The following is a 21,710-nucleotide window of genomic DNA, read 5'->3' as shown; positions in this document are numbered from 1 at the left end:
AAACTTGTTGTATTTCTGTTACTGTGTTCTTCATAGCCTTTATGAGAAAATTCCGTCTTGAATATTGATATTATTTGAGTCAACTTTTTCCTGTCTGATTATTCCTTCCTTCCCTCATTGATACAAAAGTCCTTTCTTTTGTACCCCAAGAAGGGAGGGAATTTTTAAGGTTTTTCAGTAAGATTCTGTGATTTTTGAGTGATAAGAATATTTCGAACCGTTTGAATCAATTGATCTTCATCAATGGTTACTTGTGCTGGATTGCTTTCACGCTATGTTTGATTATCTTTAATTTCATGTTACTCAACGGTATTTGATGCACTAATACTATTCACATGATCTCTGTAACAGCTAAACATTGAAATTTTTTTGTATTTAACGATATGATTGTAACGAATAACTAAGAGAAAGTTGAGATTTTGAAGTAGAATGAGTTGATTTAATGATGAAAGTGATCATATCATATTTTTCTATGAAGTATAAAAAGTAATAGTGCCGATTGTAAAAAGTTCAAAGGTATTTCTAATAAAATGTTAAAAACTCATCTTTTAAAAAGATTATGCAGCAATTTTGACTGCTGGCTTAACTAGGATCTCTATTTAGTTTTGGACTACTGGTTTAAATTGGACTACTGGCTGCGAACTTTTGTTATTTTCTTATTGATTAGCGATTATTGGGGTGTAGTGCTTAGCGTTATTTGCTGATATATTGGGCAACAAAAAACTCTGATTGATGAAAATGAACACACCCTCTATCTCAACGCCATAGTTTGCTTCAAAGGCGAGATTTTAAGGAATGACAGATAACTCAGTCAGAGATTTACATTTATCTTACTAGTGCTTTATATTTTTGAATTCTTTTCTTTTGTGGTGAGCAAGATACAACTTTATCTTCCATCATAACTAAATGTCTATCAAGCCTATGATGAAGAGTTTCATCTTTTTTGTTCACGCTTTTATGGGAATAATCAGGATTTTCTCTCACGTATTCAGTAAGACGTTTTCCTGTTTGTGAATGTTTATAGAAAGTACCTGGAAGATAACTATCCACATTTTTATAATGTAAAGCAGTTCCTTTTTTAGATAAAATACCCTTAATATTATCTTGATGCATTACTTTTAATTTATCAGCTTCGAGATAAAGCTTTTTGGCTAAAACCAAACTTAAAATTCCACTTTCAGAAGAGTTTTCTTGAAGATTAATTTCTGCCATAGAAAAATAACAATAAGGAAGTTGAGAATCTTCAATGGCTGATTTCATTGTCAATCCTAGTATCTGTGCATTCATATTCATGAATCGTGTAGTATCAAACAATATCAAGGATGTTTTTTTATTAATGGTCTGATGATCAATTACCGCAAAATGGGGTTCTTCACCTTCTAGACCAACTAGAAACCTAGAAGATGTAATTCCATTATTGACTGTTCTGTGAATTGATTTAATGAGGCTGTCAGGATTCATCGTGAATTGAAGATTCAGCCCTGGATTTTGACTGTTTTCACGTTCGACTAGGCGAGGCATCATTGTAAGATCTATATGTGCATAATCAACATTAGTAAATTTATTATTCTTAATGTCATTCTCTAAATCTGCAATAACACCTTGTAATGATTTCTTACTGAATAAGATACTTGGTTTTGTCTCTTCGCTAGTTTCTAAACGTGCTAGCAACTCTTCTAATTCTAATGCGTCACTCTCACTCTTTTGTGGGTTGCTGGCTTGACTGGGGTCTTTAGTTGATTTGGGGCTACTAGTTTGAATTGGACCTCTGGCTGCACTTGCGCCCTGAATTTCGCTTAAGGTGTCATCTCCACCACTGGCTTGATCTTTTTGATTTTTTGATTTAAACATAATTAATCTCCATTTTAATAATTCTGCATAAAATAATAGTTTTTTTGGGCTAAAAGATGTTTGCATTGACTTCCTTCACATCATGAGAAGCAAAAAAAAGTGGATGCATGTCTTAACTCTAAGCAGTTTTCACTATAGATCCTGCTAAAATCTATTTTGCTTCTAATGAAGGTTTTTAGTTTCTGTTCTCTTTAAATATGCATGGGATATTTTAAACCATGAAACTAGTTTGTGAGATCCTGTGATCGTATGATATTTTACTGCTTTTTAATGAGACCAAACAAACCATCAGAGTGTTTTAGATTTTCAAGTGCTTCTGCTTTTTTAACTTCAGTATTGTTCATCTCATTTCTTATTGATTGATACTTTTAAAGAGGAGTTGATTAATTGTAAGAGGATTTTCTAAATGCACAGGGATTACTTTCAAAACCGCCCAGAATAAATTTTTTGTGAGATTTATTTATGGAGCTTGTCTTTCCGATTCTTGCTAACGGTCAATTATTTTTATGCGTAAAGCAATGCTATATTCATATTGGGGAAGATGATAGTAGATTAATTGACCTTCTTTGGAGTTTTTAGAATTTCTTTGAACTTATTTTCTTCAATTTTAAGATCAGTATGTGTTTACAGTATATTCCTTATATATCTTATCATACTGTTTATCACATCATTCGACAATTAGATATAATCTGAATGATTATTCAATTTTTATAATCTGTATTTTTGGTACAGAGGAATATTTCTATGAAACGGAAAGAATTTTTTTGCATTTGGGACAAGTCTTTCCATTTTTCCAAATTTCTTTGAGCACTATCAACATATAATTATGGTCATTATAGTGTATATTTTATATATTTTGCATGTGATGTCTTGTGAAAATCTTTTTTGAAAGATCAAGAAAAAATTATTCATTGATACTTGCCATTTTATTTATGTGCTCCATCTAAAGGACAAATTGTTCTTTATTGAAAGTTGTTGTTATCGAAGGAAGGATTGCATTGCTCTTTGATCAAGAGAATAGAATGATTTCAAATTTTCTTTATTGATTCATTTTAAGACTTTGAGATGAAAGGGTTGAGGGTCTTTCGTGAAATTCAGAGTTTTTAAGTGACACCACAATAGATTTCAGCATCAGCGGGGGAGCTTCTAGATTTTTGTGAATTTTATTGCGCAAAGGTGGTTTTGCGGAGGGATTTCTTTTGCCCTCTTTTGTGACTGCGCTTTGTTTTAGCATTGAATGTGTTTTTTTATTGAGGGGTTTATTATGAAAAAAATTTCAACACCAAATATTGTTAAAGCAGTTTCGTTGGGAGTAGCAGTGTCTGTTCTTTTATCGAGTGTTTCTCCTATTTTTTCTGCTAATGTTGCAATAACAGGAGCGACTAATCAAAGCTCAAATGCTCCTAGTTCTCTTTATGCAAAGGGGAGCCATGGTAGTATTGTTTTTTCCGGTGATGATGATCATTGTGGTGTCGATAATGTTACTGGTCATGGTGCTGCTGGTTATGATCCTAAAATGAATGCTAATTCGATAAGCAATGATTTTGTATGGAAAAGCACTAAAGGTGCAATTAGTATTGGGAGTGCTGAGAATGGACAGACCCGGCAGATTGTGGGAGTAGCAGCTGGGACTCAAGAGACTGATGCAGTGAACGTTGGGCAGTTGAAAGCCTTAAGAGAATTGGCAACAAAAAGTTGGCAGCTTTCTGTTAATGGTGAAAATGCAGCAGATATTGGGGCAGATAGTATTGTAGATTTTTCAGGGGCAAGCGACAATATCACGGTTGTAAAAGACAGCAGCAATGGAAAAACTAGTGTAAAATTTGAGTTAGGTCAGATTATTAGAGTGAGCCGAGTAATAGCAGGATTGGCTAATGTAAGTAATGCTGGTTTTGTGATTACGGGTGGTCCTAATATGACTATTGGCGGTATTTTTGCTGGAAATAAAACTCTTACAGGAGTAGCAGATGGGATTTTGTTAAACGATGCAGTGAATGTTCGTCAGCTCAATGAAGTGAAAAATACTATAGCAGGCAATAGTCTTGTTGGACAGGATAGTACAGCCAGTGTTATTACTATTGGTCAGGAAACTGGTGGTAATGAAATTAATATTGTAAACAATAAAAAGGAAAAACGAAAGATTTCTGGTGTTTCAGGTGGAGCTGTTACTGAAGAATCAACCGAAGCAATAAATGGTGGACAGCTTTGGGAGACTAACGGAAAAATTTCAGAATTAGAAAATGATATTGGTAGTATAGAAACAAGTATAACCCAGGTTCGAAATAATTTAACAACAGTTGCAACAAATACATCAGAATATTTTGGTGGTGGTGCAGATGTTCTGAACGGTAAAGCACCGAATTATGAGATTGATGGCATTACCTATGATGATATTGGTTCGGCATTTGAAGGTGTTGATGTTGCTTTTACGGAGATTAACGAAAAGATATCTAACATAACAGAAAATGGTCTTGTTAGACAGGATGATACAGCCAGTGTTATTACTATTGGTCAGGAAACTGGTGGTAATGAAATTAATATTGTAAACAATAAAAAGGAAAAACGAAAGATTTCTGGTATTTCAGGTGGAGCTGTTACTGAAGAATCAACCGAAGCAATAAATGGTGGGCAGCTTTGGGAGACTAACGGAAAAATTTCAGAGTTAGAAAATAATATTGATGGTATAGAAACAAATATAACCCAGGTTCGAAATAATTTAACAACAGTTACAACAAATACATCAGAATATTTTGGTGGTGGTGCAGATGTTCTGAAGGGTAAAGCTCCAGATTATGTGATTAATGAAGTTACCTATAATGATGTTGGTTCGGCATTTGAAGGTGTTGATGTTGCTTTTACGGAGATTAACGAAACAATATCGGATTTAAAGGAAAATAATCTTGTCCAGCAAAATGGAAATATGGGCCTTATTACTATTGGTAAGAAAACGGGTGGTAATGAAATTAATATTAAAAATAGTGCGGGTAAAGAGCGGAGGATTTCTGGTGTTGCAGATGGAACGCTCTCTAACAAATCAAAGGATGCCGTGAATGGTTCACAGCTTTGGACGACGAATCAAAATGTTCAGGAGCTGAATGATAATGTTGATAAGGTAAGTGGAAACGTAACAACTATTGCGAAAAATGTATCCAAGTATTTTGGTGGTGATACAGATGTTATGAGCGGTAAAGCACCGACTTATGTAATCAAAGGTGTTAAATATAACGATGTTGGTTCTGCTTTTGTTGGTGTTGATGGTTCTATTACACAAATTAATAATCAAATATCTGAAATTACAAAGAATAATCTTGTTCAGCAAGACATAAATACGCAGCTTATTACTATTGGTAAAGGAATGGGTGGTACTAAAATTGATATTTCAGAAGGACAAGGGAAAGATCGAACACTTTCGGGTGTGAAAGATGCGGTAAGAGACAATGAAGCCGTTAACAAAGCTCAATTGGATCAAAGTTTGAAGGATATTACTCAAGATTTCGAATTTTTAAGTGGTGCTGTGGTTCTTTATGATAAGAAGTCAGATGGCAGCGTTGATTATGAAAATATCACTTTGGGTGGGAATAGTAAACCGGTTGCTCTTCATAATGTTAAAGATGGTAAAATTTCTAGTGAATCGAGTGATGCTGTTAATGGAAAGCAGATTAATAAGTTCTCTAACGAGATTGCGAACATTTTTGGTGGTGGCACAAGATTCGGCAATGGTGCTTTTACACGTCCAACTTATACTTTATCCGATGTGACAACAGAAGGAGAGGTGCAAAGAAAGATCTATAATGATGTTGGTTCAGCTTTTGTAGGGCTTGATATGAATATCAGGAATATAAATAAACACATCGAGTATGTGGTTGATGATTTTAATGAGAAAATTACCAATTTTTCTAGTGATGCTTTGTTGTGGAGCGATCAAGAAAAAGCCTTTGTTGCGCTTCATGGCTCTAAGGGACAAGTAAAAGAAAATAGCAGACTGACATTTCTTTTAGATGGAGAAATTGCTGTTAATTCGACAGATGCCATTACAGGGAATCAACTTTTCGAGACAAATAGTAAGCTTGCTTCTTATTTTGGGGGGAGTGCTGAATATAAGAATGGCCAGTGGAAAGATCCTACTTTTACAGTTTATCAATTTGGTCCTAATGGTTTAGTTTCCCAAAAGGGTTATAATAATGTTACTGATGCTTTTGCTGGTGTAAATGGTGGGATGTCTGCTTTAAATGATCGGATTAAAAAGATTGAAAATCAAGGTGGACAGGGTGGACAAGGTGGTTTTGATCCAGATGCTTTAAAATGGAATGAAGAAAAAGGTGCCTATGATGCAAGTCGATACGGGGAAGATGGTAAGATTACCAATGTTGCGGATGGTAAAGTTGAAAAAGACGCGAAAGATGCAGTAAATGGTGGGCAACTTTGGGATACCAACCAACGTGTGACCAATGTTGAAAATAAAGTAGAAAACATCTCAAACACAATTAACGGTGTGGTTGAGGGCGCTGTTCAGTATGACAAAGATGAAAAGGGAAAGAAAACCAATAAAATCACTTTAGCAGGAGGTGATGCCGGGAAGCCTGTTGTTATTGATAATGTTGCGGATGGCAAGATCGAAAAAGGCTCGAAAGAAGCAGTAAATGGTGGTCAGCTGCATGATTACACCAAGCAACAGATGGAGGTTGTTCTTGACGATGCGAAAAAATATACAGATGAAAAGGTCAAGAATATTGTTGTAGATGCTATTGATGACGCTGTAGATAAGGCAAAAGACTACACGAATATGAGATTTGATCTTTTAAATTATGGCATTGAAGAAACACGTAAAGAAGCGAGACAAGCTGCAGCGATTGGTTTAGCAGTTTCTAATTTGCGGTATAATGACACTCCTGGTGCGTTAAGTGTTGCATTTGGAGGTGGTTTATGGCGCAGCCAATCTGCTCTTGCTGTTGGTGCCGGTTATACCTCTATTAATGGAAATGTTCGCTCCAATGTTTCTGTGACAGGTGCTGGAGGTCATTGGGGTATTGGTGCAGGATTAACCTTCACTCTACCAGTGCGCTGATATAGAGATTTAGCTGTGATTGCTATGTATTGCTATTAATAAAAATGCATTAATATTTAATACAAAAATAGATAATTTTATTAAATTTCCGTTGCATCTTTTTCTAAAAAATGAGAAAAAGATGCAATTTTTTGATGAATATAAGTTTATGTAAATTAATAAAGCAATTTTTGTAGTTATTATTAATAAAATACACACTTTACACTACATAACCTCTGTTATTAGATTATATAGTTTATTTCGATTTTTTCTGTTCTATAAATCATTTTCTTTAAAAACACAACAATAGTTATTGTTGCAAGTGATAAAATAAATCTAAATTCTAACAGAGCTGTTATTAAACAACAACTTTGAAAGAAAAATTAAAAAACTCATCTTCTTAAAGACAGAGTTAAGAACAATAGCAAAGAATTCTATAAAAATAAAAACACTGAGAAAACTGATATAACCACACCTTAACGAATCACAATAACAGAATCACAACCTTTTAAATCGCTAATTACGAATCACCACTTTACAAGATTCACCCTATGAAACTCTCTTAAATATCAAATTTCCCTAGGGCTATGAACACAAAACCCACCCAAAACAAAAAATACCTTGAAATCCCACTCATTGTGCTTTATGCAAGAAGAGGGAGCATACATAAAAATATTAATAAAAACCTCATTATGTATTTCACTTTAAAGAAAACATCAACAGCTATTAAGGAACAAACTTAGATAACACTCTTTAGCACTCCACAATAACCCTTAAACACAAACAAAAAACCAAAGGACTCACTTTTAATAAATAAACCACTCTAATCTGCAAACTCTAAATATAAGGTAAATATGTCTTTTTAATGTCATCTCTTACATAATTTACCAAACACAACACCATCTTCATTGTAGTTATCACCTACAAGGATTACAAATCTGACTTCAGGATACCTAGTAATGTCTAAATGTGTTTTTTTGATGTCTAAAATTTATTTTTAATTTTTATTGAGGAATTTCTTCATGAAAAAAGTATGTTCTGCACAAAAGGTCAATAATTTAAAAGATTGTTCTTTTTCTTTTCGTTCACCTTTATTAAAAGCTGTTTCGTTAGGGACAGCGATGACATCACTTTTATCGAGTGTTTCACCTGTTATTGCAGCAAATTTTGTTCCAACGGAGCAACAAATAACGATTCAAGATTCAAAAAATTTACAGATTGGTCATTTACTTTCTTCAAATGTTTTTCATAAAAGTTCAAAGGATTGTAATGAGAATGTTTATTTTTCTACTAATCGGTTCTGTGGTGTAGATATTGTTGCTTTTAATTCTTTTGATTCAAAGAAAATAGTTTCAGAGAGGATAATCACTGAAGGGAATTACGACAATCTCATTGAGCGTAAAAAGGTTGTTGGTTATAAGCCTGAGAATTCTACGATTTGGCATGTTGATGGTAGAATGACTATTGTAGATCCTATTGATTCTAGAAGATTATACCTAGCTATAGGTCAGGATCCAGTATCGGAAGGCTATTCGTCTGTTGCAATAGGTAATGTTGTTGTACAATCGGGCCATGTGACAAATGAGGGGAATAGTATCCGAGTAGATGGGGGGAGTGTTGTAGGTGATGGTGCAGAAGCAAAAGGACTTAATAGTATTGCACTAGGTGTTTATGGAAGATATCCTAATAATATTGGTGGTATGAAGCGCTTGTCCGGTCCACAAGCATTATCTACAGACGCGATTGCTATAGGCGCTTCAGCTCATGTCGGCGAAGGCGTAGACGAAGGGGTTGCTATTGGTGCGAGAGCCCGTGTTAACGTATTGGGGGGTGTCGCTGTAGGAACGTTTAGCATCTCTAATAGACCCAGAGGTGTAAAGGGCTATGATCCTCTGGGGAAACAAAATTTAGGTGTGGTGTGGGTAGGTCTGAATGGTGGCTTTGAAGTTGGGAATCGACAAATTACCGGGGTGTCCGCTGGGAGTGAACTTAGTGATGCTGTGAATGTTGCTCAGTTAAAATCTTTACAAGAATGGGTGAAAAACAATGCAGGGGGTTGGAAGCTTTCTGTTAATGGACACCTTGCATCAGATGTTTATTCAGGGAGTGTTGTTGATTTTTCACCATCTCTTAATAATAATCTTATAGTTTCAGTGTTCAGTGATAGAGGCGGTAATAGAAGTAGTATTTGACCTTGCGAAGGAGATTACTGTTGATAGCGTAAAATTAGGAGCATCTACCTTAAGCGAAAACAGCTTAGTGTTTGCAAGTAGTGTAAGTATAGGGCATAATGGGATCTCCGCGGGAAACAGAAGAATCATAAACTTGGCAGATGGTGCTGCAGAGAGTGATGCTGTTAATTTTAAACAGTTGAAGGAAGTAAAAGAATTAGCAGAAAAAGCAGGGGGTTGGAAGCTTTCTGTTAATGGGACATCTGCAACAGATGTTGCTTCAGGGAGTATTGTTGATTTTTCATCATCTGGTAGTAATCTTATAGTTTCAAAGGACGGTGATAAAGTAAAATTTGACCTTGCGAAGGAGATTACTGTTGATAGCGTAAAATTAGGAGCATCTACCTTAAACAAAGACAGCTTAGTGTTTGCAGGTGGTGTAAGTATAGGGCATAATGGGATCTCCGCGGGAAACAAAAAAATCACAGGATTGGCAGATGGTGCTGCAGAGAGTGATGCTGTTAATTTTAAACAGTTGAAGGAAGTAAAAGAATTGGCAGAAGGTAAGACAGGAGGTTGGAAGCTTTCTGTTGGTGGAGCAGCTGCAACAGATGTTGCTTCAGGGAGCACTGTTGATTTTTCATCATCTGATAAAAACCTTGTAGTTTCAAAGGATAGAGGTAATTCTAATAAAGTAATATTTAGCCTTGCGAAGGAGATTACTGTTGATAGCGTAAAATTAGGAGGAGCATCTACCTTAAGCAAAGACAGCTTAGCGTTTGCAGGTGGTGTAAGTATAGGGCATAATGGGATCTCCGCGGGAAACAAAAAAATCACAGGATTGGCAGATGGTGCTGCAGAGAGTGATGCTGTTAATTTTAAACAGTTGAAGGAAATAGAAAAAAAAGCAGGGGGTTGGAAGCTTTCTGTTAATGGAACAGTTGCATCAGATGTTGCTTCAGGGAGTATTGTTGATTTTTCATCATCTGATAAAAACCTTGTAGTTTCAAAGGATAGAGGTAATTCTAATAAAGTAATATTTAGCCTTGCAAATGATATTACTGTTGATAGCGTAAAATTAGGAGCATCTACCTTAAACAAAGACAGCTTAGTGTTTGTAGGTGGTGTAAGTATAGGGCATAATGGGATCTCCGCGGGAAACAAAAAAATCACAGGATTGGCAGATGGTGCTGCAGAGAGTGATGCTGTTAATTTTAAACAGTTGAAGGAAGTAAAAGAATTGGCAGAAGGTAAGACAGGAGGTTGGAAGCTTTCTGTTGGTGGAGCAGTTGCAACAGATGTTGCTCCAGGGAGCACTGTTGATTTTTCATCATCTGGTAGTAATCTTATAGTTTCAAAGGATAGTAAAAAAGTAAAATTTGACCTTGCAGATGATATTACTGTTGATAGCGTAAAATTAGGAGCATCTACCTTAAACGAAGACAGCTTAGCGTTTGCAAGTGGTGTAAGTATAGGGCGTGATGGGATCTCCGCGGGAAACAAAAAAATCACAAACTTGGCAGATGGTACTGCAGAGAGTGATGCTGTTAATTTTAAACAGTTGAAGGAAATAGAAAAAAAAGCAGGGGGTTGGAAGCTTTCTGTTGGTGGAGCAGTTGCAACAGATGTTGCTCCAGGGAGCGCTATTGATTTTTCATCATCTGGTAGTAATCTTATACTTTCAAAGGATAGTGATAAAGTAAAATTTGACCTTGCAAGTGATATTACTGTTGATAGCGTAAAATTAGGAGCATCTACCTTAAACGAAGACAGCTTAGCGTTTGCAAGTGGTGTAAGTATAGGGCGTGATGGGATCTCCGCGGGAAACAAAAAAATCACAAACTTGGCAGATGGTACTGCAGAGAGTGATGCTGTTAATTTTAAACAGTTGAAGGAAATAGAAAAAAAAGCAGGGGGTTGGAAGCTTTCTGTTGGTGGAGCAGTTGCAACAGATGTTGCTCCAGGGAGCACTGTTGATTTTTCATCATCTGGTAAAAACCTTTTAGTTTCAAAGGACGGTGATAAAGTAAAATTTGACCTTGCGAAGGAGATTACTGTTGATAGCGTAAAATTAGGAGCATCTACCTTAAACTCAAGTGGTTTAGTGCTGAAAGGTTCTGGAGATCGGAACGAAGTAGGAGGAGTTTCTTTAAATTCGGGCGGCTTAAAATTTACAGATGCTAAAGGTAGCATAACTGGTCCAGTTATATCAGTCGCTGGAATCAGTGCTGGAAATGAAAAAATTACAAATTTGAAGGATGGAACGATTTCAGCGCAATCTACAGAAGCGATTACGGGAAAGCAGCTTTTAAAGACGAATAGCATGGTTGCTGAATATTTAGGAGGAGGGGCCAATTCTACAACTGAAACAGCACCGACGTATAATATTCGAGGCAAATCGCATCGTGATGTAGGATCTGCATTTGTTGGAGTTAATGATTCTCTTACAGATATTTATTCGCAGCTTACGAATGTAGAGGGAGGTAGTCTTGTACAGCAAGAAGAAAGTGAAGATGACAGTGGTCGTATCACGGTAGGAGCGAAGGTTGGTGGTACAGAAATTAATCTTTCGAACAAGGACGGACAAGGACGGACACTTTCAGGTTTGAAAGATGGAAAGGTTTCAGAGCAATCTACAGAAGCGATTACAGGAAAGCAGCTTTTTAAAGTTGAAAGTGAGATTACCGGTACGAATAACAAGCTCACTGAGACTAATCAGAAACTTTCTGATTTGAGTATGGGTGTTGATGATTTATCTGTTGAAGTTAAACAATCTACCTTTAATATAGGAAAGCTTGAAAAGAATGCTTCTGCTTATTTAGGAGGTGGAGCAGATCTTTTAGCCGAAACAGCACCGACGTATGAGATTCAAGGCGAGTTGCATCGTGATGTAGGATCTGCATTTGTTGGAGTTGATGATTATCTTACAAAGCTTAAAAGTACTGTAACTGGAAATATTGAGGATATTGAACAAAATAGTTTGTTGTGGAGTGACAGTGATGATGCTTTTGTTGCGCTTCATGTTAAAAAAGAAGAAAAAGGAGAAAAGAAAGAAAGAAGCAAACTTAAGTTTCTCCTTGATGGAGATATAGCAGAGGCTTCTACAGAAGCGGTTACAGGTGGACAACTTTATGAGACGAATACTAAAGTTGCTGAATATTTAGGGGGTGAATCAGGTTATGCAGAAGGTGAATGGACAGCTCCGACATTTGCACTTAAGTTACTTCGAGAAGATGGTTCTACTGAAGAGAAAAAATACAATAACGTAGCAGATTCGTTAAAAGGATTGAGTGAGTCATTTGTAGAGAATAATCTTATTCAGAAAGAAACAAGTGAGAGAGAAGATGTTAATGGTCGTATCACGATAGGAGCGAAGGTTGTTGGTACAGAAGTTAATTTTTCGAACAAGGATGGACAAGGACGGACACTTTCAGGTTTGAAAGATGGAAAGGTTTCAGCGCAATCTACAGAAGCGATTACGGGAAAGCAGCTTTTAAAGACGAATAGCATGGTTGCTGAATATTTAGGAGGAGGGGCCAATTCTACAACTGAAACAGCACCGACGTATAATATTCGAGGCAAATCGCATCGTGATGTAGGATCTGCATTTGTTGGAGTTAATGATTCTCTTACAGATATTTATTCGCAGCTTACGAATGTAGAGGGAGGTAGTCTTGTACAGCAAGAAGAAAGTGAAGATGACAGTGGTCGTATCACGGTAGGAGCGAAGGTTGGTGGTACAGAAATTAATCTTTCGAACAAGGACGGACAAGGACGGACACTTTCAGGTTTGAAAGATGGAAAGGTTTCAGAGCAATCTACAGAAGCGATTACAGGAAAGCAGCTTTTTAAAGTTGAAAGTGAGATTACTGGTACGAATAACAAGCTCACTGAGACTAATCAGAAACTTTCTGATTTGAGTATGGGTGTTGATGATTTATCTGTTGAAGTTAAACAATCTACCTTTAATATAGGAAAGCTTGAAAAGAATGCTTCTGCTTATTTAGGAGGTGGAGCAGATCTTTTAGCCGAAACAGCACCGACGTATGAGATTCAAGGCGAGTTGCATCGTGATGTAGGATCTGCATTTGTTGGAGTTGATGATTATCTTACAAAGCTTAAAAGTACTGTAACTGGAAATATTGAGGATATTGAACAAAATAGTTTGTTGTGGAGTGACAGTGATGATGCTTTTGTTGCGCTTCATGTTAAAAAAGAAGAAAAAGGAGAAAAGAAAGAAAGAAGCAAACTTAAGTTTCTCCTTGATGGAGATATAGCAGAGGCTTCTACAGAAGCGGTTACAGGTGGACAACTTTATGAGACGAATACTAAAGTTGCTGAATATTTAGGGGGTGAATCAGGTTATGCAGAAGGTGAATGGACAGCTCCGACATTTGCACTTAAGTTACTTCGAGAAGATGGTTCTACTGAAGAGAAAAAATACAATAACGTAGCAGATTCGTTAAAAGGATTGAGTGAGTCATTTGTAGAGAATAATCTTATTCAGAAAGAAACAAGTGAGAGAGAAGATGTTAATGGTCGTATCACGATAGGAGCGAAGGTTGTTGGTACAGAAGTTAATTTTTCGAACAAGGACGGACAAGGACGGACACTTTCAGGTTTGAAAGATGGAAAGGTTTCAGCGCAATCTACAGAAGCGATTACAGGAAAGCAGCTTTATGAGACGAATACTAAAGTTGCTGAATATTTAGGAGGAGGGGCCAATTCTACAACTGAAACAGCACCGACGTATAATATTCGAGGCAAATCGCATCGTGATGTAGGATCTGCATTTGTTGGAGTTAATGATTCTCTTACAGATATTTATTCGCAGCTTACGAATGTAGAGGGAGGTAGTCTTGTACAGCAAGAAGAAAGTGAAGATGACAGTGGTCGTATCACGATAGGAGCGAAGGTTGGTGGTACAGAAGTTAATTTTTCGAACAAGGACGGACAAGGACGGACACTTTCAGGTTTGAAAGATGGAAAGGTTTCAGCACAATCTACAGAAGCGATTACAGGTGGACAACTTTATGAGACGAATACTAAAGTTGCTGAATATTTAGGGGGTGAATCAGGTTATGCAGAAGGTGAATGGACAGCTCCGACATTTGCACTTAAGTTACTTCGAGAAGATGGTTCTACTGAAGAGAAAAAATACAATAACGTAGCAGATTCGTTAAAAGGATTGAGTGAGTCATTTGTAGAGAATAATCTTATTCAGAAAGAAACAAGTGAGAGAGAAGATGTTAATGGTCGTATCACGATAGGAGCGAAGGTTGGTGGTACAGAAATTAATCTTTCGAACAAGGACGGACAAGGACGGACACTTTCAGGTTTGAAAGATGGAAAGGTTTCAGAGCAATCTACAGAAGCGATTACAGGAAAGCAGCTTTTTAAAGTTGAAAGTGAGATTACCGATACGAATAACAAGCTCACTGAGACTAATCAGAAACTTTCTGATTTGAGTATGGGTGTTGATGATTTATCTGTTGAAGTTAAACAATCTACCTTTAATATAGGAAAGCTTGAAAAGAATGCTTCTGCTTATTTAGGAGGTGGAGCAGATCTTTTAGCCGAAACAGCACCGACGTATGAGATTCAAGGCGAGTTGCATCGTGATGTAGGATCTGCATTTGTTGGAGTTGATGATTATCTTACAAAGCTTAAAAGCACCGTAAATGAAGGTATTGGGAATATTGAACAAAATAGTTTGTTGTGGAGTGACAGTGATGATGCTTTTGTTGCGCTTCATGTTAAAAAAGAAGAAAAAGGAGAAAAGAAAGAAAGAAGCAAACTTAAGTTTCTCCTTGATGGAGATATAGCAGAGGCTTCTACAGAAGCGGTTACAGGTGGACAACTTTATGAGACGAATACTAAAGTTGCTGAATATTTAGGGGGTGAATCAGGTTATGCAGAAGGTGAATGGACAGCTCCGACATTTGCACTTAAGTTACTTCGAGAAGATGGTTCTACTGAAGAGAAAAAATACAATAACGTAGCAGATTCGTTAAAAGGATTGAGTGAGTCATTTGTAGAGAATAATCTTATTCAGAAAGAAACAAGTGAGAGAGAAGATGTTAATGGTCGTATCACGATAGGAGCGAAGGTTGTTGGTACAGAAGTTAATTTTTCGAACAAGGATGGACAAGGACGGACACTTTCAGGTTTGAAAGATGGAAAGGTTTCAGAGCAATCTACAGAAGCGATTACAGGAAAGCAGCTTTATGAGACGAATACTAAAGTTGCTGAATATTTAGGAGGAGGGGCCAATTCTACAACTGAAACAGCACCGACGTATAATATTCGAGGCAAATCGCATCGTGATGTAGGATCTGCATTTGTTGGAGTTAATGATTCTCTTACAGATATTTATTCGCAGCTTACGAATGTAGAGGGAGGTAGTCTTGTACAGCAAGAAGAAAGTGAAGATGACAGTGGTCGTATCACGATAGGAGCGAAGGTTGGTGGTACAGAAATTAATTTTTCGAACAAGGACGGACAAGGACGGACACTTTCAGGTTTGAAAGATGGAAAGGTTTCAGAGCAATCTACAGAAGCGATTACAGGAAAGCAGCTTTTTAAAGTTGAAAGTGAGATTACCGGTACGAATAACAAGCTCACTGAGACTAATCAGAAACTTTCTGATTTGAGTATGGGTGTTGATGATTTATCTGTTGAAGTTAAACAATCTACCTTTAATATAGGAAAGCTTGAAAAGAATGCTTCTGCTTATTTAGGAGGTGGAGCAGATCTTTTAGCCGAAACAGCACCGACGTATGAGATTCAAGGCGAGTTGCATCGTGATGTAGGATCTGCATTTGTTGGAGTTGATGATTATCTTACAAAGCTTAAAAGTACTGTAACTGGAAATATTGAGGATATTGAACAAAATAGTTTGTTGTGGAGTGACAGTGATGATGCTTTTGTTGCGCTTCATGTTAAAAAAGAAGAAAAAGGAGAAAAGAAAGAAAGAAGCAAACTTAAGTTTCTCCTTGATGGAGATATAGCAGAGGCTTCTACAGAAGCGGTTACAGGTGGACAACTTTATGAGACGAATACTAAAGTTGCTGAATATTTAGGGGGTGAATCAGGTTATGCAGAAGGTGAATGGACAGCTCCGACATTTGCACTTAAGTTACTTCGAGAAGATGGTTCTACTGAAGAGAAAAAATACAATAACGTAGCAGATTCGTTAAAAGGATTGAGTGAGTCATTTGTAGAGAATAATCTTATTCAGAAAGAAACAAGTGAGAGAGAAGATGTTAATGGTCGTATCACGATAGGAGCGAAGGTTGTTGGTACAGAAGTTAATTTTTCGAACAAGGATGGACAAGGACGGACACTTTCAGGTTTGAAAGATGGAAAGGTTTCAGCGCAATCTACAGAAGCGATTACAGGAAAGCAGCTTTTTGAGACGAATACTAAAGTTGCTGAATATTTAGGGGGTGAATCAGGTTATGCAGAAGGTGAATGGACAGCTCCGACATTTGCACTTAAGTTACTTCGAGAAGATGGTTCTACTGAAGAGAAAAAATACAATAACGTAGCAGATTCGTTAAAAGGATTGAGTGAGTCATTTGTAGAGAATAATCTTATTCAGAAAGAAACAAGTGAGAGAGAAGATGTTAATGGTCGTATCACGATAGGAGCGAAGGTTGGTGGTACAGAAATTAATCTTTCGAACAAGGACGGACAAGGACGGACACTTTCAGGTTTGAAAGATGGAAAGGTTTCAGAGCAATCTACAGAAGCGATTACAGGAAAGCAGCTTTTTAAAGTTGAAAGTGAGATTACCGATACGAATAACAAGCTCACTGAGACTAATCAGAAACTTTCTGATTTGAGTATGGGTGTTGATGATTTATCTGTTGAAGTTAAACAATCTACCTTTAATATAGGAAAGCTTGAAAAGAATGCTTCTGCTTATTTAGGAGGTGGAGCAGATCTTTTAGCCGAAACAGCACCGACGTATGAGATTCAAGGCGAGTTGCATCGTGATGTAGGATCTGCATTTGTTGGAGTTGATGATTATCTTACAAAGCTTAAAAGTACTGTAACTGGAAATATTGAGGATATTGAACAAAATAGTTTGTTGTGGAGTGACAGTGATGATGCTTTTGTTGCGCTTCATGTTAAAAAAGAAGAAAAAGGAGAAAAGAAAGAAAGAAGCAAACTTAAGTTTCTCCTTGATGGAGATATAGCAGAGGCTTCTACAGAAGCGGTTACAGGTGGACAACTTTATGAGACGAATACTAAAGTTGCTGAATATTTAGGGGGTGAATCAGGTTATGCAGAAGGTGAATGGACAGCTCCGACATTTGCACTTAAGTTACTTCGAGAAGATGGTTCTACTGAAGAGAAAAAATACAATAACGTAGCAGATTCGTTAAAAGGATTGAGTGAGTCATTTGTAGAGAATAATCTTATTCAGAAAGAAACAAGTGAGAGAGAAGATGTTAATGGTCGTATCACGATAGGAGCGAAGGTTGTTGGTACAGAAGTTAATTTTTCGAACAAGGACGGACAAGGACGGACACTTTCAGGTTTGAAAGATGGAAAGGTTTCAGCGCAATCTACAGAAGCGATTACAGGAAAGCAGCTTTATGAGACGAATACTAAAGTTGCTGAATATTTAGGGGGTGAATCAGGTTATGCAGAAGGTGAATGGACAGCTCCGACATTTGCACTTAAGTTACTTCGAGAAGATGGTTCTACTGAAGAGAAAAAATACAATAACGTAGCAGATTCGTTAAAAGGATTGAGTGAGTCATTTGTAGAGAATAATCTTATTCAGAAAGAAACAAGTGAGAGAGAAGATGTTAATGGTCGTATCACGATAGGAGCGAAGGTTGGTGGTACAGAAGTTAATTTTTCGAACAAGGACGGACAAGGACGGACACTTTCAGGTTTGAAAGATGGAAAGGTTTCAGAGCAATCTACAGAAGGGATTACAGGTGGACAACTTTATGAGACGAATACTAAAGTTGCTGAATATTTAGGGGGTGAATCAGGTTATGCAGAAGGTGAATGGACAGCTCCGACATTTGCACTTAAGTTACTTCGAGAAGATGGTTCTACTGAAGAGAAAAAATACAATAACGTAGCAGATTCGTTAAAAGGATTGAGTGAGTCATTTGTAGAGAATAATCTTATTCAGAAAGAAACAAGTGAGAGAGAAGATGTTAATGGTCGTATCACGATAGGAGCGAAGGTTGTTGGTACAGAAGTTAATTTTTCGAACAAGGATGGACAAGGACGGACACTTTCAGGTTTGAAAGATGGAAAGGTTTCAGCGCAATCTACAGAAGCGATTACAGGAAAGCAGCTTTTTGAGACGAATAGCATGGTTGCTGAATATTTAGGAGGAGGGGCCAATTCTACAACTGAAACAGCACCGACGTATGAGATTCAAGGCGAGTTGCATCGTGATGTAGGATCTGCATTTGTTGGAGTTGATGATTATCTTACAAAGCTTAAAAGCACCGTAAATGAAGGTATTGGGAATATTGAACAAAATAGTTTGTTGTGGAGTGACAGTGATGATGCTTTTGTTGCGCTTCATGTTAAAAAAGAAGAAAAAGGAGAAAAGAAAGAAAGAAGCAAACTTAAGTTTCTCCTTGATGGAGATATAGCAGAGGCTTCTACAGAAGCGGTTACAGGTGGACAACTTTATGAGACGAATACTAAAGTTGCTGAATATTTAGGGGGTGAATCAGGTTATGCAGAAGGTGAATGGACAGCTCCGACATTTGCACTTAAGTTACTTCGAGAAGATGGTTCTACTGAAGAGAAAAAATACAATAACGTAGCAGATTCGTTAAAAGGATTGAGTGAGTCATTTGTAGAGAATAATCTTATTCAGAAAGAAACAAGTGAGAGAGAAGATGTTAATGGTCGTATCACGATAGGAGCGAAGGTTGGTGGTACAGAAATTAATCTTTCGAACAAGGACGGACAAGGACGGACACTTTCAGGTTTGAAAGATGGAAAGGTTTCAGAGCAATCTACAGAAGCGATTACAGGAAAGCAGCTTTTTAAAGTTGAAAGTGAGATTACCGATACGAATAACAAGCTCACTGAGACTAATCAGAAACTTTCTGATTTGAGTATGGGTGTTGATGATTTATCTGTTGAAGTTAAACAATCTACCTTTAATATAGGAAAGCTTGAAAAGAATGCTTCTGCTTATTTAGGAGGTGGAGCAGATCTTTTAGCCGAAACAGCACCGACGTATGAGATTCAAGGCGAGTTGCATCGTGATGTAGGATCTGCATTTGTTGGAGTTGATGATTATCTTACAAAGCTTAAAAGCACCGTAAATGAAGGTATTGGGAATATTGAACAAAATAGTTTGTTGTGGAGTGACAGTGATGATGCTTTTGTTGCGCTTCATGTTAAAAAAGAAGAAAAAGGAGAAAAGAAAGAAAGAAGCAAACTTAAGTTTCTCCTTGATGGAGATATAGCAGAGGCTTCTACAGAAGCGGTTACAGGTGGACAACTTTATGAGACGAATACTAAAGTTGCTGAATATTTAGGGGGTGAATCAGGTTATGCAGAAGGTGAATGGACAGCTCCGACATTTGCACTTAAGTTACTTCGAGAAGATGGTTCTACTGAAGAGAAAAAATACAATAACGTAGCAGATTCGTTAAAAGGATTGAGTGAGTCATTTGTAGAGAATAATCTTATTCAGAAAGAAACAAGTGAGAGAGAAGATGTTAATGGTCGTATCACGATAGGAGCGAAGGTTGTTGGTACAGAAGTTAATTTTTCGAACAAGGATGGACAAGGACGGACACTTTCAGGTTTGAAAGATGGAAAGGTTTCAGCGCAATCTACAGAAGCGATTACAGGAAAGCAGCTTTATGAGACGAATACTAAAGTTGCTGAATATTTAGGAGGAGGGGCCAATTCTACAACTGAAACAGCACCGACGTATAAGATTCAAGGCGAGTTGCATCGTGATGTAGGATCTGCATTTGTTGGAGTTGATGATTATCTTACAAAGCTTAAAAGCACCGTAAATGAAGGTATTGGGAATATTGAACAAAATAGTTTGTTGTGGAGTGACAGTGATGATGCTTTTGTTGCGCTTCATGTTAAAAAAGGAGAAAAAGGAGAAAAGAAAGAAAGAAGCAAACTTAAGTTTCTCCTTGATGGAGATATAGCAGAGGCTTCTACAGAAGCGGTTACAGGTGGACAACTTTATGAGACGAATACTAAAGTTGCTGAATATTTAGGAGGTGAAGCTAAATATGGCCCTGATGGATGGATTGCTCCAACGTTTCAGATTATTCAATTCAATTCTGGTAACAAGACCGGTGAACAACAGTATAAGACGTATAATAATGTAGCTGATGCTTTTGGTGGTGTTAATGAAAGTATGAAAAACCTAAACAATCGTGTAGGTAATCTTGAACAGAAGGAAGAGCCGGATAGTATAAAATGGAATGAAAATAAAGGTGCCTATGATGCGAGTCGAGAAGAAGATGGTAAAATTACTAACAGTAAACTTACTGGTGTTGCAGATGGTGCTGTAGAAAAAGGATCTAGCGATGTAGTTACTGGAAATCAACTTTGGGAAACGAATCAAAAAGTTAATAGTCTTGAAAACAAGGTCAATGAATTTGAAAATTCAGTTGGTCAGATGGCAGAGAGTGCTGTTCAGTATGATAAAGATGAAGATGGGAATAAAACCAATAAAATCACTTTAGTAGGGGGTGATGCAAGTGCACCTGTTATTATTGGTAATGTTGGTGATGGTAAAGTTGAAAAAGATTCAAAAGAAGCTATTAATGGTGGACAATTATATGAGAAAATGCAGGTTGTTCTCGATGATGCAAAAAAATATACAGACGAAAAGATAGGAAGTGCTATTTCTGAAGCTAAAGAATATACCGATATGAAGTTTGATACCCTAAGTTATAACCTTGAGGGTGTAAGACAAGAAGCAAGGCAAGCAGCAGCTATTGGTTTAGCAGCTTCAAACCTTCGCTATAATGAACTTCCTGGAAAATTGAGCATTGCATTTAGTAGCGGTTTATGGAGAAGTCAATCTGCCTTTGCTTTTGGAGCTGGTTATACATCTGAAAATGGCAATATTCGCTCTAACATATCTATAACAACAGCTGGAGGAAACTGGGGTATAGGCGGAGGCATACAATTCACGCTCAACTAAAAAATAAAAAAAAATAAAAATCCACTTGAGATTCTATTTCTTATACTTTATAGCATAAAAAAAGATTCTTACACTAAACTGCATCTACAAACATATAATCATAAAAAACAGAAAGAAAAAAACCTCAATTAAATAAATACCAACCTCCTTCTAATTTAAACTCATACTAAAAATTTATTTTAACATACCACAATTTAATTACCCCATAACCAACAATAGAACTTATATAAGTAAATTATGTTTTTTTGATGTCATACATTTTATTTTTTAATTTCAAATACAGAATAAAGCACCCCTCTCGTGAAAACGGATAAAATCACCATAAACATTTCAAGCCACCCTTCAAAATGACTTTTAATTAAGATTTTAGACAACTTTTCTCATTGATTTAAACCTCTTTACGCTGATTGCAAATCCGTTTCCGGAGCTTAGTAGCGTCTAAATGTGTTTTTTTGATGTCTAA

3 protein-coding genes and 2 pseudogenes are annotated in these 21,710 nt (G+C 36.8%); 4 read left to right on the top strand and 1 reads right to left on the bottom strand.

Annotation, left to right across the window (positions count from 1 at the left end; translation table 11 throughout):
- Window positions 1-825: 825 nt before the first annotated feature.
- Complete coding sequence (locus tag BJB63x_RS04760) at window positions 826-1,917, bottom strand: YopJ/AvrA family T3SS effector serine/threonine acetyltransferase (protein ID WP_236823849.1); 1,092 nt, start codon at window positions 1,915-1,917, stop codon at window positions 826-828.
- A gap of 1,171 nt (window positions 1,918-3,088) precedes the next feature.
- On the opposite strand from BJB63x_RS04760, the pseudogene BJB63x_RS06810 reads away from it, so the two are divergent.
- The 4 genes and pseudogenes from BJB63x_RS06810 to BJB63x_RS06675 all read left to right on the top strand — a co-directional run.
- Window positions 3,089-4,537 (top strand): annotated as a pseudogene (locus BJB63x_RS06810) (hypothetical protein); the annotation flags it as partial.
- Window positions 4,538-4,678: 141 nt separating this feature from the next.
- Window positions 4,679-6,916: pseudogene (locus BJB63x_RS06805) on the top strand (Vomp family autotransporter); the annotation flags it as partial.
- Window positions 6,917-7,917: 1,001 nt separating this feature from the next.
- Window positions 7,918-9,087, top strand: a complete 1,170-nt coding sequence (locus tag BJB63x_RS04750) for a hypothetical protein (RefSeq protein ID WP_078719662.1) — start codon at window positions 7,918-7,920, stop codon at window positions 9,085-9,087.
- On the top strand, window positions 9,056-21,247 hold the full coding sequence (locus BJB63x_RS06675; RefSeq protein ID WP_236823848.1) for a YadA-like family protein: 12,192 nt from the start codon (window positions 9,056-9,058) through the stop codon (window positions 21,245-21,247). Before BJB63x_RS04750 ends, BJB63x_RS06675 begins: the two co-directional genes overlap by 32 nt.
- The last annotated feature ends 463 nt before the right edge of the window (window positions 21,248-21,710 follow it).

It is taken from the genome of Bartonella sp. JB63, assembly GCF_002022665.1.
In the GTDB taxonomy this organism is placed as follows: Bacteria; Pseudomonadota; Alphaproteobacteria; order Rhizobiales; family Rhizobiaceae; genus Bartonella.
This window is presented reverse-complemented; position numbering and strand designations above follow the sequence as displayed.